At 44.9% G+C, this 23,645-nt stretch carries 25 protein-coding genes and 1 riboswitch; all 25 genes read left to right on the top strand.

Features of this window, described 5'->3' with window-relative positions; translation table 11 throughout:
- The 25 genes from ES017_RS02760 (at position 1) to ES017_RS02640 (ending at position 23,644) form a co-directional block, all read left to right on the top strand.
- A complete protein-coding gene (locus ES017_RS02760) occupies positions 1–843 on the top strand; it encodes a sugar ABC transporter permease (RefSeq protein WP_171334730.1) in 843 nt (280 codons plus the stop codon).
- Between the two features lie 96 nt (positions 844–939).
- Positions 940–2,457: an alpha-amylase family glycosyl hydrolase gene (locus tag ES017_RS02755; RefSeq protein ID WP_171334729.1), complete on the top strand. Its 1,518-nt coding sequence runs from the start codon at positions 940–942 to the stop codon at positions 2,455–2,457.
- A 16-nt stretch (positions 2,458–2,473) separates the two neighbouring features.
- The gene (locus ES017_RS02750) at positions 2,474–4,795 is read left to right on the top strand and encodes a glycoside hydrolase family 31 protein (RefSeq protein WP_171334728.1); all 2,322 of its coding nucleotides are present in this window, start codon (positions 2,474–2,476) and stop codon (positions 4,793–4,795) included.
- A gap of 16 nt (positions 4,796–4,811) precedes the next feature.
- A complete protein-coding gene (locus ES017_RS02745) occupies positions 4,812–5,846 on the top strand; it encodes a LacI family DNA-binding transcriptional regulator (RefSeq protein WP_171334727.1) in 1,035 nt (344 codons plus the stop codon).
- Between the two features lie 82 nt (positions 5,847–5,928).
- A riboswitch (cobalamin riboswitch) is annotated at positions 5,929–6,110 on the top strand.
- A 145-nt stretch (positions 6,111–6,255) separates the two neighbouring features.
- The gene (locus tag ES017_RS02740) at positions 6,256–6,618 is read left to right on the top strand and encodes a (2Fe-2S) ferredoxin domain-containing protein (protein ID WP_171334726.1); all 363 of its coding nucleotides are present in this window, start codon (positions 6,256–6,258) and stop codon (positions 6,616–6,618) included.
- Entirely contained in the window at positions 6,615–7,367 is a 753-nt protein-coding gene (locus tag ES017_RS02735) for an energy-coupling factor ABC transporter permease (RefSeq protein WP_171334725.1), read from the top strand. Before ES017_RS02740 ends, ES017_RS02735 begins: the two co-directional genes overlap by 4 nt.
- Entirely contained in the window at positions 7,364–7,630 is a 267-nt protein-coding gene (locus tag ES017_RS02730; RefSeq protein WP_171334724.1) for an energy-coupling factor ABC transporter substrate-binding protein, read from the top strand. The genes ES017_RS02735 and ES017_RS02730 overlap by 4 nt, the downstream gene beginning before the upstream one ends.
- Positions 7,623–8,345, top strand: a complete 723-nt coding sequence (locus ES017_RS02725; RefSeq protein ID WP_171334723.1) for a CbiQ family ECF transporter T component — start codon at positions 7,623–7,625, stop codon at positions 8,343–8,345. Before ES017_RS02730 ends, ES017_RS02725 begins: the two co-directional genes overlap by 8 nt.
- A complete protein-coding gene (locus tag ES017_RS02720) occupies positions 8,329–9,108 on the top strand; it encodes an energy-coupling factor ABC transporter ATP-binding protein (protein ID WP_163150543.1) in 780 nt (259 codons plus the stop codon). The genes ES017_RS02725 and ES017_RS02720 overlap by 17 nt, the downstream gene beginning before the upstream one ends.
- Before the next feature lie 6 nt (positions 9,109–9,114).
- Positions 9,115–10,635, top strand: a complete 1,521-nt coding sequence (gene cobJ / locus ES017_RS02715) for a precorrin-3B C(17)-methyltransferase (protein ID WP_171334722.1) — start codon at positions 9,115–9,117, stop codon at positions 10,633–10,635.
- Between the two features lie 5 nt (positions 10,636–10,640).
- A complete protein-coding gene (locus ES017_RS02710) occupies positions 10,641–11,465 on the top strand; it encodes a sirohydrochlorin chelatase (RefSeq protein ID WP_171334721.1) in 825 nt (274 codons plus the stop codon).
- A gap of 10 nt (positions 11,466–11,475) precedes the next feature.
- Complete coding sequence (cobK, locus tag ES017_RS02705; protein ID WP_171334720.1) at positions 11,476–12,252, top strand: precorrin-6A reductase; 777 nt, start codon at positions 11,476–11,478, stop codon at positions 12,250–12,252.
- Positions 12,253–12,900, top strand: a complete 648-nt coding sequence (locus ES017_RS02700; protein ID WP_171334719.1) for a precorrin-8X methylmutase — start codon at positions 12,253–12,255, stop codon at positions 12,898–12,900.
- Positions 12,901–12,902: 2 nt separating this feature from the next.
- The gene (locus ES017_RS02695; protein ID WP_171334718.1) at positions 12,903–14,015 is read left to right on the top strand and encodes a cobalt-precorrin-5B (C(1))-methyltransferase; all 1,113 of its coding nucleotides are present in this window, start codon (positions 12,903–12,905) and stop codon (positions 14,013–14,015) included.
- Positions 13,981–15,192, top strand: a complete 1,212-nt coding sequence (cbiE, locus tag ES017_RS02690) for a precorrin-6y C5,15-methyltransferase (decarboxylating) subunit CbiE (protein ID WP_171334717.1) — start codon at positions 13,981–13,983, stop codon at positions 15,190–15,192. Before ES017_RS02695 ends, cbiE begins: the two co-directional genes overlap by 35 nt.
- Positions 15,182–15,883, top strand: coding sequence for a precorrin-2 C(20)-methyltransferase (gene cobI, locus ES017_RS02685; RefSeq protein ID WP_171334716.1), 702 nt, complete (start codon positions 15,182–15,184; stop codon positions 15,881–15,883). Before cbiE ends, cobI begins: the two co-directional genes overlap by 11 nt.
- A complete protein-coding gene (cobM, locus tag ES017_RS02680; protein WP_171334715.1) occupies positions 15,880–16,647 on the top strand; it encodes a precorrin-4 C(11)-methyltransferase in 768 nt (255 codons plus the stop codon). Before cobI ends, cobM begins: the two co-directional genes overlap by 4 nt.
- 1 nt (position 16,648) lies before the next feature.
- Positions 16,649–17,728: a cobalt-precorrin 5A hydrolase gene (locus ES017_RS02675; protein ID WP_171334714.1), complete on the top strand. Its 1,080-nt coding sequence runs from the start codon at positions 16,649–16,651 to the stop codon at positions 17,726–17,728.
- The gene (locus ES017_RS02670) at positions 17,710–19,083 is read left to right on the top strand and encodes a cobyrinic acid a,c-diamide synthase CobB (RefSeq protein WP_171334713.1); all 1,374 of its coding nucleotides are present in this window, start codon (positions 17,710–17,712) and stop codon (positions 19,081–19,083) included. Before ES017_RS02675 ends, ES017_RS02670 begins: the two co-directional genes overlap by 19 nt.
- On the top strand, positions 19,076–20,590 hold the full coding sequence (locus ES017_RS02665; RefSeq protein ID WP_021094032.1) for a cobyric acid synthase: 1,515 nt from the start codon (positions 19,076–19,078) through the stop codon (positions 20,588–20,590). Before ES017_RS02670 ends, ES017_RS02665 begins: the two co-directional genes overlap by 8 nt.
- On the top strand, positions 20,580–21,605 hold the full coding sequence (cobT, locus tag ES017_RS02660) for a nicotinate-nucleotide--dimethylbenzimidazole phosphoribosyltransferase (RefSeq protein ID WP_021094033.1): 1,026 nt from the start codon (positions 20,580–20,582) through the stop codon (positions 21,603–21,605). The genes ES017_RS02665 and cobT overlap by 11 nt, the downstream gene beginning before the upstream one ends.
- The gene (cobA, locus tag ES017_RS02655; protein WP_035062932.1) at positions 21,598–22,347 is read left to right on the top strand and encodes a uroporphyrinogen-III C-methyltransferase; all 750 of its coding nucleotides are present in this window, start codon (positions 21,598–21,600) and stop codon (positions 22,345–22,347) included. Before cobT ends, cobA begins: the two co-directional genes overlap by 8 nt.
- Positions 22,341–22,862 (top strand): cob(I)yrinic acid a,c-diamide adenosyltransferase, encoded by a 522-nt coding sequence (gene cobO / locus ES017_RS02650; RefSeq protein WP_021094035.1) that lies wholly within the window; start codon positions 22,341–22,343, stop codon positions 22,860–22,862. Before cobA ends, cobO begins: the two co-directional genes overlap by 7 nt.
- A 75-nt stretch (positions 22,863–22,937) precedes the next feature.
- Positions 22,938–23,237 carry an AbrB/MazE/SpoVT family DNA-binding domain-containing protein gene (locus tag ES017_RS02645; RefSeq protein WP_042534498.1) on the top strand — a complete coding sequence of 100 codons (300 nt, stop codon included), beginning with the start codon at positions 22,938–22,940 and terminating at the stop codon, positions 23,235–23,237.
- Positions 23,225–23,644 (top strand): type II toxin-antitoxin system VapC family toxin, encoded by a 420-nt coding sequence (locus tag ES017_RS02640; RefSeq protein ID WP_021094037.1) that lies wholly within the window; start codon positions 23,225–23,227, stop codon positions 23,642–23,644. Before ES017_RS02645 ends, ES017_RS02640 begins: the two co-directional genes overlap by 13 nt.
- The last annotated feature ends 1 nt before the right edge of the window (position 23,645 follow it).

Below are 23,645 nucleotides of genomic sequence, written 5' to 3'. Positions count from 1 at the left end.
ATGGATATGAAAAGACAAAAACTCATTCGGCTTACGTTGTCGTATGCAGTCATTTTGGTGATGACGATCATTATCGTCTATCCGCTTCTTTGGGTCGTTGGCTCGTCATTTAATCCGGGACAAAGCTTATCTGGGTCAAAAATGATTCCAGACAACGCCACGCTAGCGCACTATAAAAAGTTGTTTGATACGTCGCAAAGCGATTACTTGATTTGGTATTGGAACTCGTTAAAAATTGCGACGTTGACGATGATTTTTTCCGTTATTTTAGTAAGTTTAACGGCGTATTCGTTTTCCCGTTACCGCTTCGTCGGGCGTCGAAACGGATTGATGACGTTTTTAATTTTGCAAATGATTCCGAACTTTGCGGCGCTCATTGCGATTTTCATTTTAGCGCTTTTAACAGAATTAGTTGATACGCATTTAGGGTTAATTCTCGTATACGTCGGTGGAGCCATTCCGATGAATACGTGGCTGATGAAAGGATATTTAGATACGATTCCGAAAGAGCTTGACGAATCGGCGAGAATTGACGGAGCAGGGCACTTGCGCATTTTCTTCCAAATCGTTTTACCGCTTGCGAAGCCAATTATTGCGGTCGTGGCGCTCTTTACGTTTATTGCACCGTTTGGTGACTTCATTTTAGCGAGCGTTTTGCTGCGCAGCAAAGAAAAATATACGCTTGCGGTCGGATTGTACGATTTAGTCGCAAAACAATTTGGTAGTGAATTTACAACGTTTGCGGCAGGTTCCGTTTTAATTGCGGTGCCGATCGCTATTCTCTTCCTTTCATTCCAAAAGTATTTCGTCTCTGGCTTAACGGCAGGTGGAACAAAAGGGTGAGAAACGGAAGGAAAGAATCGCTTAGGTTCTTTCCTTTCTTACTATTTCGAGATATATTAACATAAGAAGCTTTGGAATGAATGGGGAGTGAATAGGATGAAACATGTATGTCGTGCGCTACTTGTTTTTGTGTTTTTATTTTCAGTTGCGTTGCCAACAAGCGCAGAAACGGAGCGAACGTGGCAAGATGAACGCATTTATTTTATTATGGTCGACCGTTTTAATAACGGAAATCCGAAAAATGACTATGAAGTGAACGTACATGATCCGAAAGCGTATCATGGCGGTGATTTGCAAGGAATTATTGACAAGCTCGACTACATAAAACAAATGGGCTTTACAGCAATTTGGTTGACCCCGATTTTTGCAAATGAAAAAGGCGGGTATCACGGTTATTGGATTGAAGATTTTTACAAAGTGGAAGAGCATTTTGGCACGCTCGATGATTTTAAACGACTTGTAAAAGAAGCGCATAAACGCGATATGAAAGTTATTTTAGATTTTGTAGTGAACCATACGGGTTACAATCACCCGTGGCTAAACGATCCAGCGAAAAAAGATTGGTTTCATGAGAAAAAAGACATTTTCAATTGGGCGAACCAGCAAGAAGTCGAAAATGGCTGGCTATTTGGTCTCCCTGATTTAGCGCAAGAAAATCCAGAAGTGAAAGCGTACTTATTTGATGTTGCAAAATGGTGGATTCAAGAAACGGATATTGATGGCTATCGTTTAGATACGGTCAAACATGTGCCGAAATGGTTTTGGGACGAGTTTTCAAAAGAAGTGAAGTCGGTGAAACAAGACTTTTTCCTTCTTGGAGAAGTATGGCATGACGACCCACGTTATGTCGCGGAATATGGGAAGCACGGCATCGATGCGCTAATTGATTTTCCGTTTTACAAAGAAGCGTCAACCATTTTTTCAAACGTCGATCAATCGCTTGAGCCGCTTTACAACGTATGGAAGCGAAACGTGGCGTTTTATGACCGACCGTATTTGCTCGGAACGTTTTTAGACAATCACGATACCGTTCGGTTTACGCGTTTAGCGTTGCAAAATCGCATCAATCCGGTGACGCGTTTAAAGCTCGGATTGACGTATTTGTTTGCAGCGCCGGGCATTCCAATCATGTACTATGGAACAGAAATTGCGCTTGACGGCGGGGAAGATCCAGATAACCGTCGTTTAATGAATTTCCGTACCGATAAAGAGTTGATTGATTATGTGACAAAGCTTGGGGAATTGCGCGAGACACTTCCGTCGCTTCGTCGCGGTGATTTTGAATTGCTTTATGAAAAAGATGGCATGGCTCTATTTAAGCGGACGTATGGAAAGGAAACGACGGTAATTGCGATCAATAATACGTCAAAAACGCAAAAAGTGACGCTCGACGATGAGCTAGAACAAGGAAAAGAATTGCGCGGGTTGCTGGCGGGAGATTTAGTGCGCAGCAAAGACGGCAAGTACGACATCATTTTAGATCGCGAAACGGCGGAAATTTACGTGCTTGCGCCAAAAACGGGATTAAACATACCATTTATTGCGGCGCTTGTGGCAGTATATACGGCATTTGGTCTGTTTTTATACTTCGCGCGCAAACGCAAAGTATCATGATGATGGGGGGAAGAGGATGCTAGAAGATACGAGTTTTGCGATTCGGCCGGTCGATCAGGCGGACGAAAAAGAAGTGTGGCAACCGGTTGGGGATGTGCAAAAAATTGAAGAAAAAAAGCAAATTTGTTCATTCACATGCGAGAACGCGTCGGGTAAAATACATTTTTACCGTGATGATATCGTGCGAGTAACGATCGATCCGTTTGATGGGAAGTACGATTCCGTCAGCCCAGCGGTGATCGCAACGCCAGAAAAAGTGGATGTGCACGTTCAAGAAAAAGAAAACGGTTGGACACTACAGACGAAACAGCTGACGGTCATCATCGAGCGAAGTCCGTTTCGTTTAGCGATATACGATCAGGAAGGGACGCTTCTTGTTCGCGACGTACAACCTGTATGTTTTGAAGCGAAAGGGCGCATGCGTTGTACACATGCGCTCGCTCCGACAGATGTCGTATACGGTTTAGGGGAGAAAACGGGTGTATTAAATAAGCGCGGGGCAGTATGGACGATGTGGAATACGGATGTGTATGCGCCGCACAATTTAGAAACAGATCCGCTATATCAGTCGCATCCGTATATGATGGTGTTAAAAAATGGACATGCGCACGGCATCTTTTTCGATCATACGTATAAAACGACGTTTGATTTACGCCATGAATCGTTTTATACGTTTACGTCTGATGGTGGGGCGCTTGATTATTATGTGTTTGCTGGGCCGCATCCGAAAGATGTGTTAGCGCAATATACGCATCTTGTTGGGCGGATGCCTTTGCCGCCAAAATGGGCGCTTGGGTATCATCAGTCGCGTTATAGTTACGAAACCGAACAGGAAGTGCGTGAACTCATCGATACGTTTCGGGCGAAACACATTCCGCTTGATGCAGTATATTTGGACATTCATTATATGGATGAATATCGTGTTTTTACGTTTGATCAAAAACGGTTTCCACATCCGCAATCGCTCGTTCAATATGCAAAAGAACAAGGAGTTCATATCGTTCCCATTGTTGATCCGGGCGTGAAAGTCGATGCGGAGTATGATACGTATCGTGATGGAGTGCAAAAAGATTATTTTTGTAAATATGCTGACGGAACGCTATATAAAGGAGACGTTTGGCCGGGGACGAGCGTGTTTCCAGATTTTTTAAAGAAAAAAGTGCGCAAATGGTGGGGCGAACAACATACGTTTTATACGGACATTGGCATTGAAGGCATTTGGAACGATATGAATGAGCCGTCCGTATTTAACGAGACAAAAACGATGGATGAACAAGTTGTTCATGACGGATGGAAAACACATCGTCAAGTGCATAACGTATACGGGATGATGATGACAGAGGCGACGTACCACGGATTGAAAAAGCAACTGAAAGGAAAACGTCCGTTCGTGTTGACGCGTGCAGGATTTGCCGGTATTCATCGCTACGCAGCGGTATGGACAGGCGATAATCGTAGCTTTTGGGAGCATCTTGAACTGTCGATACCGATGTGCTTAAATTTAGGGTTATCCGCAGTGGCGTTTTGCGGGGCAGATGTCGGCGGATTTGCCCATGATGCGAATGGAGAACTGCTCGTTCGATGGACGCAAGTTGGGGCATTTTTCCCATATTTCCGCAATCATTGTGCGATCGGTTTTGCACGGCAAGAACCGTGGGCGTTTGGGGAAACATATGAACAAATCATAAAACGATATATTGAATTGCGATACGAATGGTTGCCTCACTTATATTCGTTATGCTTTGAAGCGCATCAAACAGGTGTGCCAATGATGCGCCCGCTGATGATGGAATATCCGAACGATCGCGAAACGTGGAACATCTCAGATCAATTTATGGTTGGAAATGAAGTAATGGTCGCTCCGGTGATGCGTCCGTATACAGCGCATCGTATCGTGTACTTCCCAGAAGGACGTTGGGTTGATTATTGGACGAAAGAAAAGTTTGAAGGTGGTCAGCGGTATATTGTCGAAGCACCGCTTGATCGTTTGCCGATATATGTGAAAGAAGGGGCGATGATCGCTCACGCTAAAGCGAAGCTATCGACGTTCATTAAGGATGAACAGTTGACATTATATGTGTATACAATGAAGGAAGGGACATCGACATATACGCTTTATGATGATGACGGTACGACGTTTGCATATGAAAAAGGAGAGTATGTACACATGCATATTCGTGCGACGTTTTTGGATGATACCGTTTATTTCGAAGTAGAAACAGAAGGGGCGTACGAACCAACTTGGCAGTTGCGTGTCGTGTTCGTTGGAGACGTACCGTCAACGGTCGTTGTCAACGGTGAACAACGGGCGATAGAGGAAGCGTCAATTGTTTTGTAAGAGATGGGGGATTTTTATGACAGTAACGATTAAAGATGTAGCGAAGCGAGCGAATGTGGCGCCATCGACCGTTTCCCGCGTCATCGCAGATAGCCCGCGCATTAGCGAAAAAACGAAGAAAAAAGTGCGCGAGGCAATGAAAGAGCTTGGCTATCATCCGAATTTCATCGCGCGCAGTTTGGCGAATAAGTCGACGCAAGTGATCGGGCTCGTCATGCCGAGCTCAGCTGATAAAGCGTTTCAAAACCCGTTTTTCCCAGAAGTTATTCGCGGCATTAGTAAAGCGGTGCATGATCGGCAATATGCGTTGCAGTTATCGACAGGGGAAACGGAAGCGGAAATTTACGACGGGGTCGTGCATATGGTGCAAGGAAAGCGCGTCGATGGTGTCATTTTGCTGTATTCGCGTGCGAACGATAAAATTATGGCGTATTTACAGAAAGAAGATGTGCCGTTTGTTGTCATTGGAAAACCGCATAAAAAAGCAGAGGAGATTACGCACGTTGATAACGATAACGTTCGGGCGGCGCGTGAGGCGACAGAATATTTAATTGAACTCGGTCATGAGCGCATCGCGTTTGTCGGTGGAAACGTCAATCTCATTGTAACGATGGATCGTTTGCGCGGTTATGAAAAAGCGTTAAAATCTGCAGGTCTTGTATATCGTAAAGATTACATTGTGCATGAAGAATTTTTAAAAGAAGGCGGACAAGAGGCGATGAAAGAGTTGCTTTCACTTGCTGAACCGCCAACTGCGCTCGTTGTCGCCGACGATTTAATGGCTCTTGGGGTATTAAATACGCTTGCTGAAATGGGATTAAGCGTGCCGGGAGATGTATCGATCGTCAGTTTTAACAACGTACTTTTATCGGAAATTTCTCGTCCACCGCTTACATCGGTAGACATTAACATTTTCCAACTTGGCTTTGAAGCAGCAAGAAATTTAATTCAACAAATCGAAAACCCAAATGAGCCGATTAAGCGAATCATTATTCCACATACGATCGTGAAACGATTTTCGTGCGATTACTACAAAGCGCCTCCTCGATAGGGAGGCTCTTTTTTGTAAACAGGATAGGCAAGAAGAAAAAAATGGTGTATCATATGATTAACACCATGTTCTTTGAAAACGTATATATGATGAGCAAGTACGGTGCATACGTTTGTATGCTTAAAAGGGAAGAACGGTGCAAAGCCGTCGCGGTACCCGCCACTGTGATGGGGAGTTTCGCTGCAACGTGCCACTGATTTTTTGGGAAGGCGCAGCGAAATGATGAACCTAAGCCAGGAGACCTGCCTGCTTGCGATACGTCGGCTGCCTACGGGAATATAGGGAGACGTGCGGGAACGATGGACGTTATATATGCTTAGTGGCGTATGCTCTATTTTTTGAATCTTTCGTTTTTTCTGCACCTCTGCCTAGAGGTGCTTTTTATTTTGAAAAAAAGGAGCGACGATATATGGCAACGTGGAATTTGCAAGGAACGAAACATCATGTACTTATTTGCAATGGAGCAAGCTGCATGCGAAAACGGGGAGAAGAGGTGACGCAAGCCATTCGTGATGAAATTGATCAACTTCAACTACATGCTTACGTGCATACGACGCGGACGAGGTGCAACGGTCGCTGTGAAGATGCATGTGTGGTCATCGTGTATCCAGAAGGTGTTTGGTATCGTACGATCGATGAACAAGTTGCGCGGGACATTGTCCGAAAACATGTACGTGATGGTGAAGTATTGCATGAATATGTGACGTACACATATGATGAAGGTTTTGTTATGCCTGAATATAGCGTGGCGACAAGGGGGAAGGAGAAGTGAAGAAATCGTTGTTTTTGTTCGTTAGCGTGTGCCTTACTGTCTATATTTTATTTGCACTCTCGCCTTCTGTATATGCGATGCACATTATGGAAGGGTTTTTACCTTGGCAATGGGCTCTCGTTTGGTGGTTGCTATTTTTACCGTTTTTCTTTATTGGTTTGCGTACAATGACGCGCCTCATGAAACAAAAGCCAGAGGCGAAACTACTTCTTGCGCTTGCGACGGCGTTTACATTTGTTCTCTCAGCATTAAAAATTCCATCGGTGACGGGAAGTAGCTCGCATCCGACAGGGACAGGATTTGGGGCGCTTTTATTTGGCCCGTTTATGATGACGGTCATTGGTACAGCAGTATTATTGTTTCAAGCGCTTTTGCTTGCGCATGGTGGCTTGACGACGCTTGGGGCGAATGCATTTTCGATGGCGGTTGTTGGCCCGTTTGTTGCGTACGGCTTGTTCGTTCTATGTAAAAAGTGTGGAATATCGTTGCGTATGTCTGTCTTTTTAGCGGCGATGATGGCTAATTTGGCGACATACGTTATGACGTCGTTTCAACTCGCTCTAGCATTTCCAGATGTAACGAGCGGCGTATGGGGCGCATTTTTGAAATTCGCTTCCATTTTTGCGGTGACACAATTACCACTTGCGATTACGGAAGGACTTCTTACCGTCGTCGTATGGAACTTTTTGCATACGTACTCGAAGCGAGAGTTAGATTTGTTAGAGGAGAGGGGAGTGTTTTTTAAATGAATCGTCTATTGTTGTTCATTGCCGCATTGTTGATCGTGTTGCCGCTATTTATTGTGAAAAATACGGAGTTTGCTGGGGCTGATACGCTTGCGGAAAAAATGATTCAACAAATCTCTCCACAATATGAACCGTGGTTTGATGTTTTATTTGAGCCGCCGGGCGGTGAGGTAGAGACGTTGCTGTTTTCGGTACAAGCAGCGCTTGGTGCTGGAGTGATTGGATATATTATCGGACTGTATAAAGGGCGAAAGCGAAATGGTTAGTTGGCTTGATGAATGGGCTTATCGAAACAAGCTTGCTAAATTAAATGTCACATTTAAATTGACGCTTACGTGTATGTTGCTCATATGGGCATTATGTGGAACGAATGTCGTTCGCTGTATTATTATCGTTTGGCTATTCGTCTGGCTTCTTTATCATGCGCGCTTACCTTGGCGTGTTTGTGTTCGCTTTTTTATCATCATGGGGCTCATCATTATCGGAAGCTGTGTTCCCCTTCTTTTTACAGTTGATCGTACGATTCATTTTGTCAGTGAAAATATGGCGCAAGCGGCGACGATTTGCTTGCGAGCATTGGCAAGTTCGTTTACTCTCTTTTTTCTCGCGATCACAACGCCATTTTTTCGTATTGCTCATGCATTAAGTAAATGGCACGTTCCTAAAGCATTTATTGAGCTATTGTTGTTGACGTATCGCTTCATTTTCGTGTTAGAAAAAGCAGCGATGCATTTGTTTATGACGGTGCGAACAAAAAATGGTGAACGAAGCTGGCACCTCGCTTCACTTGCTGTTGCACAACTGTTTCGCCAAACGATGCGCGAATATGAAGCAACGATCATTGCACAAGAGGCGAGGAACGTATCATTTGTTTTTCCGATCTGTGCGGACGAACAATTGCCGCGAAAATATGTGATCGAAACATGTGTGTGGCTCGTTGTTTTACTTATGATGGAGGGCTTATATGTTAACGTTTCATGATGTTCATTATACGTACCAAAACGGCGCATATGTGCTAAAAGGTGTATCGCTTACGATTGAGCGTGGGAAAAAATATGCGTTAATTGGGAAAAATGGTTGTGGAAAAACGACATGGCTCCTTCATGCAAACGGCATTTACCGTCCGACGAGAGGAGACGTGTATTGGGAAGGAAAAAAGGTAGAAGATCGGCGGTTAAGGCGCGAGTTACGACAACATGTCGGCGTCGTTTTTCAAAACCCAGAACACCAATTTTTAGCTCCGACCATTGAAGAAGAACTGGCGATTAGTTTGGAATCAAATCGTGAGCGGATGGATGAAGTGATGGAGCAGTTTTCACTTCATCGATGGAGAGATATACCGATTCACCACTTAAGTCTTGGACAAAAAAAATGGTTATCGCTTGCGGTAGCTATGGCTCCGCAACCTCGCTTACTTATTGTCGATGAGCCTTCTGCTTATTTAGACGGTTTGCAAAGCGAGCGCTTAATCAGTAAATTAAATGAGTTGCACGAAGCAGGTACGACGCTTGTCGTTATTACACATGATCTCGATTTTGTTTGGCAGTGGGCGGACGAAGTGTTTGTCATGCATGACGGGCGCATCGTTTTGCACGGAACACCCGCCTTTGTATTTACGCAAACGAATATATTTCGTGAACTTCATTTCCCATTACCGCTTCTTTTACGCATATGGGAGTATGAGAAGAAAACGTATACTGAACAACAATTCGCGCAATGGATTGAACGATGGAAAAAGGGGTGAAAATGTATGGCAGGAAAACTGTTTGTTGTTGGCTTTGGACCGGGAAGTGTGGATCATATGACGAAACGGGCACGTGAGGCGATAGCGGAAAGCGATGTCATCGTCGGCTATAAAACGTATGTTGATTTAGTGAAGGATCTCATTCATGGAAAAGAAGTCATTTGTACCGGAATGACGGAAGAAGTAGGAAGAGCCCAAGAGGCGATCAAGCAAGCGGAGCGCGGCAAAAAGGTAGCTGTCATTTCAAGCGGAGATGCTGGACTTTATGGGATGGCGGGACTCGTTTATGAAGTGTTAATTGAAAAAGGATGGAAAAAAGAAACAGGAGTAGGGGTGGAAATTATTCCAGGTATTTCAGCGATTCATTCTTGCGCTGCTTTGTTAGGGGCGCCGATTATGCACGATGCATGTACGATTAGCTTAAGCGACCATTTAACTCCGTGGCATATGATTGCGAAAAGAATTGAAGCGGCTGCCGCAGCGGATTTTGTCATTGCGCTATACAATCCAAAAAGTGGCCGCCGTACGCAACAAATCGTTGAGGCGCAGCGCATTTTATTAACGTATCGCTCGCCAAATACGCCAGTTGGACTTGTTAAAAGCGCGTATCGCGAGCGGCAACATGTCGTCATTACAAATTTAGGAGATATGTTACAACATGAGATTGGTATGCTAACGACTGTTATTATCGGAAACTCTTCTACATTCGTTCATGATGGTTTGATGATTACCCCGCGCGGTTACGAGCGAAAATATACGCTATCAAGTGCTGTCCAACCGTTAAAGCCGCATGAACGGTTACGACCAGAAGCGGAACCGTGGGCGCTCGCGAACGTGCGCACATTAGCGGAAGAAGCATATGAAAAAGTGACGTCTCCAAAAAAGATGGAACGGTTAGAAGTAGCGGTTAGTCCGGGAGTGGCAAACAAAACGTTGACACCACAACAAATGACGAACATTGCACGCATCGTTGGGGAACGAGGGACGATTGTGTATACTCCTGATCATTATTTGAAGGTGACAATGGAAACAGAGAGGCCGGATGAAGTCATTGCATCTTTTTTAGCAGCAGGATTAACGGTTGCGCCAGTGGGAGATGTGCTTGTGATGAAAGCGTGCGATTTTTGCGACGGGGAGAAAAAAGATGCTATTCCTTATGCTGAACAGTTGTACAAGCAATTTGGTGGGACGTCTTTGCCGAAAGAGTTACGTCTCGGATTTAATGGGTGCGGTATGGCGTGTTACGGTGCAGTAAATGAAGATATTGGCGTCGTTTATCGAAAAGGGGCATTTGATTTATTTTTAGGAGGAAAAACAGTGGGAAGAAACGCTCATCCGGGTCAGCTTGTTGCTGAAGGAATTCACCCTGATGACATTGTTGCCACGATTGCACGTATTATTGAGCAATACAAAGAAGAAGGATATGCAAACGAACGTTTTCATAAATTTTTTGAACGAAAAAGGGAAGTCGGTGGCTTTGTTTACGGACAAACAATGAAAGTAGAGTCGGCTGCATGTGGGGAGTGAAAAAGATGAAAGCTGTTTTATTTGTTGGACACGGAAGCCGTGATGAAGAAGGGAACGAACAAGTTCGCCAGTTTGTACAAACGATCCGTCCGCAAATCGATGAAACGTTTTATGTGCATACATGTTTTTTAGAGTTTGGTGTTCCATCGGTCATTGACGGCATTGCTCATTGTGTGGAACAGGGGGCGAAAAATGTCATCATCATTCCAATTATTTTGCTACCAGCTGGTCATTCGAAATTACATATTCCAGCAGCCATTGACGAAGCGAAACAACGCTATCCGCATGTTTCGTTTACGTATGGACGACCGCTTGGCATTCACGATGCAACGTTTACGATTTTACAAGATCGTTTAAAAGAAGCAGAGGTTGTTTTAGATGAGCATACAGCGATCATTTTGCTTGGGCGCGGCGGGAGCGATCCAGATGCCAATAGCGATTTATATAAAATTGCCCGTTTATTTTGGGAGCGAAATAAACAGGCGATCGTTGAACCTGCGTTTATGGGCGTCACAAATCCGTCATTAGATGAGGCAGTCGTAAGATGTGTCAAGCTCGGTGCAAAAAAAATCGTTGTTTTACCTTACTTTTTATTTACAGGCGTGCTCATTAAGCGATTAGAAAAGAAAGTTTCCGAGTTTCAAAGCGCGTATCCGCACATTTCGTTTATACTTGGGCATTATTTCGGTTTTCATCCGTCGCTACAGACGATTGTGCTCGATCGGTTACAAGAAGCAATGAGTGATTCCGTGCAAATGAATTGCGATACGTGTCAATATCGCATTCATGTCGCTGAACATCATCATCACCACCATCATCACGACCATTGAGGTGAAACGAATGATTATGATGTTATCTGGAACGAGTGATGCACGTCAATTGGCTTTAGCGATTCGCGATGCTGGATACGATGTGTTTGCAACAGTTGTGACAGAGCATGCAGCAGAACAAATGGCACATGTTGGATTGCATGCGCATGTCGGGCGTTTAACAGCGTGTGAAATGGTTCAGCTTATCCAGCAACATAGAGTGACAGCGATTGTTGATGCGAGCCATCCGTTTGCAGAAGAAGCGTCGCGTCAAGCGATGAAAGCAGCAGAAGAAGCAAATGTCCCGTATATTCGGTATGAACGAAAAGAAAGCGTCATTACGTACGATCGCGTCACATTTGTTGATAGTTATGAAGCAGCAGCACAGTATGCTGCAAATAAAAAAGGGGTAGTGATGTTGACGACGGGCAGTAAAACGTTGCCGATTTTTGCTGATATGTTGCTTCCGCTTCCTGATGTTCGTTTAATTGCCCGCATGTTGCCGCGAAAAGACAACATGGAATTGTGTGAACGATTGCGTTTTCCGCAAGAAAACATTATCGCGATGCAAGGTCCATTTACGAAACAATTAGATATCGCTTTAATGCAACATTTCGGTGTGACGCTTCTTGTGACGAAAGAAAGCGGACGGGTGGGATTTGTCGATGAAAAAATTGCAGCAGCCCAAGAACTCGGCATTGAAACGGTCGTCATCCGCCGTCCGAAACTTTCTTATCCCGTCGTGTATCATGAGTTTTCTGACGTCATTCGCGCGTTGGAAGAAATGAAAAAGAAAGGAGAAAAATAAATGGATTTTCAAACAACGTTTCGCCCATTAACTGTTCAGCCAGAACAAATTGAACAAAAAAGCTTTCAAATCATTGATGAAGAAATCGGAGAACACTCATTTACAAACGAACAATATGCGGTTGTTCAGCGCGTCATTCATGCGAGCGCCGATTTTGAATTAGGGAAAAGTTTATTGTTTCATCCACGTGCGATTGAAGCGGGTATTTCAGCGATTCGCGCAGGAAAAAAAGTCGTTGCTGATGTGCAAATGGTGCAAGTTGGAATCAATAAAGTGCGTCTTGAAAAATATGGTGGGAGTGTGCACGTGTATATTTCTGATGATGATGTCATGAAAGAGGCGAAGCGATTAAACACGACGCGAGCGATTGTTGCGATGCGCAAAGCAGTAAAGGAGGCGGATGGGGGAATATTTGCGATCGGGAATGCGCCGACAGCGCTTCTTGAGCTTATTCGCCTCGTGAAAGAAGGTGAAGCGCGCCCAGGGCTCATTATCGGTTTACCGGTCGGCTTCGTTTCGGCAGCGGAATCGAAAGAGGAATTAGCAAAGCTTGACGTGCCGTTTATTACGAACGTTGGACGAAAAGGGGGGAGCACGGTTACGGTTGCCGCTTTAAATGCCTTGTCTATTTTAGCGGAGCGAGAATAAGTATGGAGAAAGAGAAATTGCGTGAAGGATATACGACTGGCGCATGTGCAACCGCGGCGACAAAAGCAGCGTTATGTGCGCTTATTACTGGAAGGAAGCAAACAGAAGCGACAATTATGTTGCCGATCGGGCGGGAAGTCACTTTTCCGATCGTTTCTTGTGAAATTGAGAAAGATCGAGCGAGTGCGACCGTGGTGAAAGATGGGGGGGACGATCCTGATGTGACGCACGGTGCTTCCATTGTTGCGACAGTTTTCTGGACGGAAGAAGGAATTCATATTGACGGAGGAGAAGGCGTCGGAAGAGCAACAAAACCGGGATTGCCTATTCCAGTTGGCGAAGCAGCGATTAATCCCGTACCGCGTCAAATGATGACGGACGTTGCTCGTCATTTACTGACCGAACATCGCTTAACACGCGGAGTACGCATTATCATTTCTGTTCCAAATGGAGAAGAAATCGCGAAAAAAACGTTAAACGGTCGTCTTGGTATCGTTGGAGGCATTTCGATTTTAGGCACCCGCGGCATCGTTGTTCCATTTTCGACATCAGCGTATCGAGCAAGTATTGTGCGTGCGCTCGAAGTGGCGGTTGCTTGCGGTTGTGATCATGTTGTTGTCACGACAGGCGGAAGAAGCGAAGCGTATGCGATGAAACAATATCCTCATTTGAAAGAAGAAGCATTTATTGAAATGGGTGATTTTGTTGGATTTACGTTGAAACAATGCAAAAGGCTTGGGATTCAAACGGTGTCGCTCGTTGGGATGATGGGGAAATTTTCAAAAGTCGCCCAAGGCGTCATGATGGTTCATTCCAAAAGTGCGCCGGTTGACTTTCAATTTTTAGCAGATGTTGCGAAGCAAGCAGGTGCTCCGCCACCCCTCATTGAAGCGGTGAAACAAGCGAATACCGCGTCACAAGTTGGAGATATGATGTACGAAGCAGGATATTTATCGTTTTTTGATTTGTTATGTGATTATTGTTGTCAACATGCGTTGCGGGAAGTGCGTGGCGGAATGGTCATTGAAACGACGCTTTATACGTTAAAAGGACAACGGTTAGGAAGGGCGGTGCGAAACGATGGAGCGAATGAAATTAATCGGAATTGGAGCTGATGGGACAGATTCTCTTCCGGCGCTGTATGAACGATGGATTCATGAGAGCGAACGGCTCGTTGGCGGAGAAAGGCAACTGTCTTTTTTTCCTCACTACAAAGGGGAAAAAATCGTTATTCGAAGCAACTTATCATCGCTTTTTGAAACGCTTGTAAACGGGTCGAAAAAAACGGTCATTTTAGCATCTGGTGATCCGCTATTTTACGGAATCGGTAGTTATTTAGCGAAAAAAGTTCCGATTGAAGTATATCCTTCTGTCAGTTCGCTCCAATGGGCGTTTGCGAAAATAGGAGAAAGCTGGCACGATGCATATGTCGTTAGTTTGCACGGACGTTCGATGAAAGGGCTTGCTCAGCGTATAGATGGAAAAGAAAAAGTAGCCATTTTAACAGATGAAACGAACGATCCGCGTGCGATTGCTTCATATCTTTTAGAATATGGAATTACAGAATATGAGGCGTTTGTTGGGGAAAACCTTGGGGGAGAAAACGAACGCTGCCGATTCATGACGTTAGAAGAGATGAAAGATGACAAGTTCTCTCCCTTAAATATTGTCGTTTTACGACGTGTTCATAAAGGACCGAGTTGGACGTTTGGTATAGAGGATGAAGAGTTTTTTCAGAGAAAACCAGAAAAAGGGCTCATTACGAAAAAAGAAGTTCGCGTCTTAAGCTTGCAAGCGCTTTGTCTTCATGAAAAAAGCGTCGTATGGGATATCGGAACGTGTACAGGATCGGTAGCGATTGAAGCGGCAAAAATGGCTCGTGAAGGGGCTGTATTTGCGATTGAGAAAAACGCTCATGACATAGAAATGTGTCAGAAAAATATGAAAAAGTTTCGCGCCGATTTTACACTTGTTCACGGTCGAGCGCCAGAACAATTAGAGCTGTTTCCTGATCCAGATGCCGTCTTTATTGGAGGGACATCAGGAAGTTTACGGGATATTGTTGGAGTTTGTTGCGCGCGGTTAAAACAAGGGGGGCGCATCGTCGTGAATGCGGTGACGATTGAAACGTTATATGAAGCGATGGAAGCGTTTCGTCAATATGGGTATCATGTCGATATTTTGCTTGCCCAATTTTCACGAAGCAAACCGATTTTACAATTGACACGTTTTGATGCGTTAAATCCAATTTACATCATTTCAGCACGAAAGGATGAAAAAAATGATCGGTAAGTTATATGGTATAGGCGTTGGTCCGGGCGATCCTGAACTATTGACGGTAAAAGCGTTTCGGCGTTTAAAAGAAGTAGCTGTCATCGCCTATCCGAAAAAGACAAACGGCAGTAAAAGTTATGCGCAACAAATTGTAGAGGCATACTTTTCCCCGTCCGAAAAGCATATGCTTGGTCTCGTTTTTCCGATGACAAAAGATGAAAACGTGCTGCGCGAAAAATGGGATGAAACGGTAGATAATGTATGGGAACATTTGCGCGAAGGAAAACATGTTGCATTCGTGACGGAAGGAGATCCGCTTTTATACAGTACGTGTATTCATTTTATGCGCACTATGCAAATGAAATATCCGGATGTATCGATCGAAATCGTTCCAGGTGTTTCTTCTATCAATGGGGCGGCAGCACGGTTGCAATTACCGCTAGCTGATGGAGATGAGACGATTGCGATCGTTCCTGCACGAGATGATTACGATGCGATGAAAAAAGCGATCGAAGCGCATGATTGTGTCATTTTTTTAAAAGTCGCGAAAGTGATGCCCCTTCTTTTATCGATTTTAAAAGAGATGAACTTAACAAAAAAAGCGGCAGTTGTGACGAAAGTGACGTCACATGAAGAAGTGATATGGGACATCGAGCAATTAGATCATGTGTCGTTGCCATATTTAACGTTAATGGTGGTGAGAAAGTGAAAATATATATTGTTGGAGCTGGTCCAGGAGCGAGCGATTTAATTACAGTCAGAGGAATGAAGTTGTTGCAGCAAGCGGATGTGATTTTTTATACTGATTCACTCGTCAATGAAGAACTGCTTACATATGCGAAAACAGAGGCGCGTATTTTTCGTACGTCTGGCATGCATCTGCAACAAATCGTTTCGCTTATGTGTGAAGAAGTAAAGAAAGGACACGTTGTTGTACGGCTTCATACAGGTGATCCGTCGATTTATGGAGCGACGTTGGAACAAATTGCTCTTTTGAAAAAAGAGGGAATCGACGTGGAAATTGTACCAGGGGTCAGTTCAGCGTTTGCTGCTGCCGCTGCGGCGCAAGTGGAGTTGACGGTGCCGAACTTAACGCAAACGGTTATTTTTACGCGTGCAGAAGGAAGAACGCCTGTACCAGAAAAAGAACAGCTCGCTTCTCTTGCTAAACATCATTGTACGATTGCCCTATTTTTAAGCGCGACGTTAACGAAAAAAATAACTGCTGCTCTTCTTGAAGCGGGATGGAGCGATCGAACGCCTGTCGTTGTTGTGTATAAGGCGACGTGGCCAGACGAAAAAATTGTACGCACAACGGTTGGTATGCTTCATGAAGATATGCAGCGTCACGGCATTCGCCAACACGCTCTTATTTTAGCGGGATGGGCGCTTTCGAATGAACTAGATGAATCGTATCGCTCGAAATTGTACGATGAAACATTTACTCACGGCTATCGCAAGGGAGGGAAGTGAGATGTATGCTGTTGTCGCCATTACAAAACACGGGGTACATATTGCGAGAAAGCTATACGATCAACTTCCGCATGCGCACATTTATTATACGGATAAATTTGCGAAAGGGGACGAACACGAGAAAGGAATTCATTTATTTTCAGGAAATGTTCGATTGTTGTTGCCGCAATTGTTTTCAACGTATCGCGGGCTGATTCTCATCATTTCACTCGGTGCCGTCGTACGAATGATTGCTCCGTTGCTAAAAGACAAAAAAACAGATCCTGCTGTTGTTGTGATTGATGATAAAGCAGAACATGTCATTAGTGTATTATCTGGTCATTTAGGAGGAGCCAATGAGCTGACAAAAAAAGTGGCGAATTTGCTTGACGCTCGTCCGGTCATTACGACAGCATCCGATGTGCAGCAAACGATTGCGGTTGACTTATTCGGTCACTCGTTCGGATGGGAATGGGAAAATGAAAACAATTTGACACCTGTGAGCGCTGCGGTTGTTAATGAGCAACATGTCGCGATTGTCCAAGAATCAGGAGAGCGCAATTGGTGGACGTATGATACGCCGATTCCATCAAATATTCGGCAATATACCTCGATTGTTGAGGCGCTTGAAGCGAAGCCGGATGCGGCGCTTATTGTCACGCATCGCTTGCTCGAAAAAGAGGAAGAAGCGATTTTACAAAACGGGGTGTTATATCGCCCAAAAGTGATTGTCATTGGTATCGGCTGTAATCGTGGGACGAGCGCAGAAGAAATTGAACACGTCATTGATGAAACGCTACAACAGCTTCGTTTTTCAATAAAAAGTGTCAAAGCATTATGCACGATCGATTTAAAAAAAGATGAAGAAGGGTTGCTAGCCGTCGCAAACAAATATCAATGGCCGCTTATTTTTTACACGCCTGAGCAGTTGAACGACGTTCCGATCGATGACCCTTCGGAAACGGTATTCCGCTACACGGGAGCATACGGGGTAAGCGAACCTGCAGCGAAGCGATATAGCGGACAAAATAAGCTTGTGTTAACGAAAAAAAAGAGCGGGAATGTAACGATTTCTGTTGCACTATGGGAGGGACAAGAGTGAGGAGAATTGTCGTTGCAGGAACGGGAAGCGGTGTCGGCAAAACGACGGTGACGCTCGGCTTAATGAGCGCATTTAAACAAAAAGGATATGTTGTGCAAGGCTTTAAGTGTGGGCCTGATTATATTGATCCGACGTATCATACAGCGGTAACAGGAAGACGTTCGCGCAACTTAGATAGTTGGATGGGGAACGAACAAATTGTGCGCCACGTATGTAGCCGTGGGAGCGAAGGAGCGCATTTGTCGATCATCGAAGGGGTGATGGGACTATTTGATGGGAAGCGAGCGACGACAAATGAAGGTTCCACTGCAGAAATTAGCATCATCACCGAAAGCCCTGTTTTGTTAGTCATCGACTGTTCAGGGATGGCGCGTAGCGCTGCGGCAGTTGTGCGCGGATTTCAACGGTTTGATGAGCGCGTTCGCATCGTTGGAGTTATTGCGAATCGCGTTGGGAGCGAAGGGCATTTTCGCCTCGTCAAAGAAGCGATTGAACAACAATGCGGTATTCCTGTCGTTGGCTATTTGTTAAAAGAAAACGATTTGAAGATTCCAGAGCGTCATTTAGGGCTTGTTCCATCTGTGGAACGTGGAGAGCTTCAACCGTTTTTTGAGAGGCTTGGGAAGCGCATCGCGCAAACGTTCGATTTAGATGCTATATGGAAACTAGCGGAAACGACCATCCTTCATAGCGAACCGTTTTTTACACCAAAACAAACGTACGATGTGCGCATAGCTGTCGCGAAAGATGCTGCATTTCATTTTTATTACGAAGAAAATTTAGAAATGCTTCAGGCGTATGGGGCAACACTCGTTTATTTTTCTCCACTCGTCGGTGAATGTGTGCCGAACGATGTGCACGGATTGTACATTGGCGGAGGTTTTCCAGAGGAATTTGCCGCGGAGCTTGCGCGCCACGAAAAAGTGAAACGATCGGTTGCCGAAGCCATTCAGCGCGGTTTACCGACGCTTGCCGAGTGCGGTGGATTTATGTATTTAACAGAAGGCATCGAAACGACTGACGGGCAATATTACGAGATGGTCGGCGTCATTCCGGGGCACGTGTGTATGCATCGAAAGCTTGTGGCGCTCGGATATCGCGAAGTGACAGGAATGGAAGGAAACTTTTTGTTTGAACAAGATGAAGCGAAAGGACATGAATTTCATTATTCAACGTTTATTCGACGCGAAGAAGAAAAATTTTCATATGAAGCGAAAGGGCTGCGCGGATGTAAACGAGACGGATATATGGATCAGCGGTTAGTCGCTGGTTACATTCATTTTTATTTTCCGTCGAACCCTTTGCTTGTTGAGCGGTGGTTGAAGGCGTGCTGCGAGGTGAAAGGCGATGCGTAAAGCGCTGCCGATTATGTTTCAAGGAACGCATTCAGATGCGGGGAAAAGTGTGATCGCGACAGCTTTTTGTCGCATATTTGCCCGCAAAGGTTGGAAAACGGCACCGTTTAAGTCGCAAAATATGTCACTTAATTCATACGTAACGATTGACGGAAAAGAAATCGGACGCGCGCAAGGAGTGCAGGCGGAAGCGGCAGGCGTGTTAGCGACGACGTATATGAATCCAATTTTAATTAAGCCGAGCCGCGATCAAGAAGCGCAAATTGTTGTACATGGAAAACCGTACAAAAACATGCAAGCGGGTGCTTATCGAACCGAGTTTTTTCATACGGGACTGAACATTATTCAACAGTCGCTCGATGTATTAATGAAACAATACGATCGACTAGTCATTGAAGGAGCGGGAAGCCCTGCGGAAGTAAATTTGAACGATCGTGAGCTTGTAAATATGCGCGTGGCACGCATGGCGAATGCTCCCGTTGTCTTAATTGGTGATATTGAGCGCGGAGGAGTGTTTGCGAGTTTAGTTGGCACATTGCAGTTGTTAGATGAGTGTGATCGGAAACGTGTCATCGGGGTGATCATTAATAAATTTCGTGGCGATGTTGCGCTTCTTCAGCCGGGATTGCGTTGGTTCGAGCAATATACAGGCGTGCCGGTGCTTGGCGTCGTTCCATATGTGCATTTGCGCATCGATGCGGAAGATTCTGTGACACTTTCTCGTTATGCGACAAAAAAAGATGATACGAAAGCGATCGATGTAGCGGTCATTCAATATCCGCGCATGTCTAACTTTACTGATATCGATCCGTTTTTTGCCGAGCCGGACTGTTCGGTGCGGTTTGTGACGGACGCGTCGTTGTTAGGTGAGCCAGATATACTTATTTTGCCGGGCAGTAAAAATACGATTGAAGATGTGCAGTTTTTAAAAGAAACAGGATTATTTGTAGCGATCCGCCGTTTATATGAACGAAGCGATACGATCATGATCGGTATTTGCGGTGGCTATCAAATGCTTGGAGAACGTATAAAAGATCCGTTTCATGTCGAAACGTCACTCGATGAGATAGAGGGATTAAATTTGCTGCCGATTGAAACGACGCTCGCTTGTGAAAAAACGACGGTGTTATGTGAAGGGATATTGACGTTTCAACGCGAAACGTTTCATGTGAGTGGGTATGAAATTCATATGGGACGTTCGATCGTAAAAAGCGGTGCGCCGCTTATTTCGCTCAATGGAAAAACAGACGGCTGTAAAACGAAAGATGAACGCATTATTGGAACATATATGCACGATCTATTTCATAACGATGCGTTTCGCCATCATTTATTAAACGACGTGCGGAGAAAAAAACAACTTCCGTCACTTCCTACACGAGCTCTTTATCGACAATTGCGCATGCAGGCATTTGATGAACTAGCTAATTGCGTCGAAGCGAGCGTCAATGTGACAACAATTGAACGAAAAATGATGGAATTTCAAGGGGGAGACAATCATGCTTTATGAACAAATTGGGGAAGAAGTACGCAACTATATTGATCAACTAACGAAACCGCGTGGAAGCCTTGGACGACTTGAAGAGCTAGCAATTGACATTGCGAAAATGACAGGGGAGCGTTTTCCGAACGTGACGCCGCCGGGCGTGCTCGTGTTTGCGGCCGATCATGGTATTGCGAAAGAAGGGGTGTCTGCGTATCCGCAAGAAGTTACCGCACAAATGGTGCTCAATTTTGTGCGTGGCGGAGCTGCCATTAACGTATTTAGCAAACAAATTGGCGCCATATTTTCAGTTGTCGATGTTGGCGTGGCAACTGATATTCATGAAGAACGTGTCATCGACGAAAAGGTAGCATATGGAACGAACAATTTTGCCGATGAGGAAGCGATGACGAAAGAAGAGGCGGAGCGAGCAGTGCAAGCAGGATATCGCCAAGCAAATGCTATGATTGATTACGGCATCCGCTGTTTGATCGTTGGGGAAATGGGGATCGGCAATACGACGACAGCTAGCGCTCTGTTAGCAGCGATAAGCGGCCGCAACGTGGCTGAACTTGTCGGCAAAGGAACCGGTGTTCGTGATGAAGCATTGAAACGTAAGCGAGACGTGATTGAACGTGCCCTTGCAAAACATAAGCCGAGTGCGTCTGATGCCATCGATTTATTGACAAAAATCGGAGGGTTTGAAATTGCGGCGATGGCGGGAGCGATGATCGCAGCCGCAGAGCGACGCATTCCGATTTTGCTTGATGGCTTTATTTGTACCGTCGCGGCGTTAATCGCCGAACGACTGGATGAGCGGGTCGTTCATTATATGATTGCGGGGCATCGGTCGCAAGAACCGGGTCATCGCATCGCTCTTGAGTTGTTACATAAAGAGCCGCTTCTTGATTTACGTATGCGTCTTGGAGAAGGAAGTGGAGCGGCGGTGGCCTTTCCGATTGTCAATATGGCGCTGGCGATGCTTCATATGGCGACATTTTCATCAGCAAACGTAGCGACAGGGAGCGATCATGATGAATAAAGGAAAAGTATATATTGTTGGGGCAGGTCCAGGGGATCCGAAGCTCATTACTGTATACGGACGTGAATGTATTGAAAAGGCGGATGTCATTATTTACGATCGGCTCGTGAGTTCACAGCTGTTGACTTACGCAAAAGAAGGAACAACGCTTTTATATTGCGGCAAAGAGCCGAGAAAGCATGGGAACATTCAGCAACAAATTCATCAATGGCTTGTTGAACATGCGTTGCAAGGAAAGACGGTCGTCCGTTTAAAAGGCGGCGATCCGTTTATGTTCGGTCGCGGCGGGGAAGAGGCGGAGCATTTACGCGCATACGGCATTCCGTATGAAATCGTCCCAGGTGTGACAGCTGGCGTCGCTGCTCCGGCATATGCTGGCATTCCTGTGACGCATCGCAATTATGCTGGAGGGGTGACGTTTATTGCAGGACATCAGAGCGGGGAACGTGATCGCATTCGCTGGGACGCATTAAGCGAGGCAACAGATACGATCGTATTTTATATGGGGATGGCAAACATCGCTTATATTTGTGAACAACTACAACGTCATGGTAAAGATGGCGAGACGCCTGTGGCAGTCATCGAATGGGCAACAACGACAGAGCAACGAACCGTTGTTGGTACGTTACAAACAATCGTTGACATCGTTCATGAAAAACAACTTTCTTCCCCTGCCATTATCGTTGTCGGAGATGTCGTCCGCTTACACGATCAATTAAAGTGGGTGGAAGAAAAATGGTGATTGTTTATACGGGGGATGGAAAAGGAAAAACAACCGCAGCGGTCGGCCTTGCCGTTCGCGCTGCGGGACATGGAAAAAAAGTGATCGTCATTCAATTTATTAAATCGCCCTACCGTCCATATGGCGAGGCGAAAATATTGCAGCAACTTGGTATTGACGTGCATCAAACAGGGGTTGGCTTCACGTGGACGAAAACGCCAGAAGAACATCGCCAAGCGCTACAAAAAGGGTGGGCGTTTGCACAACAGCATGTGTTATCTGGTTTATACGATGTCGTCGTTTTAGACGAATTAAATGTTGCTTTAGCCATTTCGTCGTTTCCGATTGATGATGTTTTACCGCTTCAAGATGTTGTGCATACGTTGGCGAATAAGCCGGCGCATACGCATGTTGTCGTGACAGGAAGAGGGGCAAAAGAAGAAATCATTCAACTTGCCGATTTAGTGACGGAAATGAAAGAAGTGAAACATTATTACCATAAAGGCGTTCATGCGATCAAAGGAATTGATTTGTAGATGATTCGTTATTTCATCTTTACCATTGAATAATGTAAAGATAAAATAAAAGTAAAGAATATGTGGGGGGATACGATGAAAAATAACACATATGTTTATGCGTCGACGCTTTCTTCGAAACATCAAGTGACGATTCCGACGAAGGTGAGAGAATTGCTCGGGGCAGAACCGGGCGATCAAGTTGTGTTTGTTTATGGCGAAAATCAAGAAGTAACGTTGAAAGTAAGAAAGAAAGATTCGTTACTATCGTTATTTGGAAGCATGCCACCAAAGCGGGAACAAGAAGAGATGAATTGGGAGGACATTCGAAAAGAAGCTAGAGAACAATGGCTTGCTAGCAAGCAGAAGAAAGAAGATGAACGATGTACATTTTAGATGCAAATGTAATTGTTCGCTTTTTAACTAACGATGATAAAATCCAATCACCAATTGCTTATCGATTATTCGAAAAGGCGGTAAACGGAGAACTGTCGTTTGTACTACATCCGTTAGTGATTGCAGAATGTTGTTGGGTTCTCGAGTCAAAACGTTACGGTTATCGGAAAGAAGAAATAGCTGAACGCTTAACACAGCTCGTTGAGGCTCCTTGTATAAAAACGATCGATAAAGAAATTGTGCTGCAAGCGATAGCGAGTTACGGAAAGCATCGGGTTGACTTTGCGGATGCTTATCTTAGTTCACTTATGAAACATTCCCATACTGTACAAGCGGTCATCACATGGAATGAAAAGGACTTTAAAAAACTAGCATGTGAATATTATTTGCCTGATCGTATTGTGTGAA

Origin of the sequence: Anoxybacillus sp. EFIL (assembly GCF_013096955.1) — a bacterium.
In the GTDB taxonomy this organism is placed as follows: Bacteria; Bacillota; Bacilli; order Bacillales; family Anoxybacillaceae; genus Anoxybacillus; species Anoxybacillus ayderensis.
Note: the sequence above shows the minus strand (reverse complement) of the source record. Positions and strands in the feature narration are given on the sequence as shown.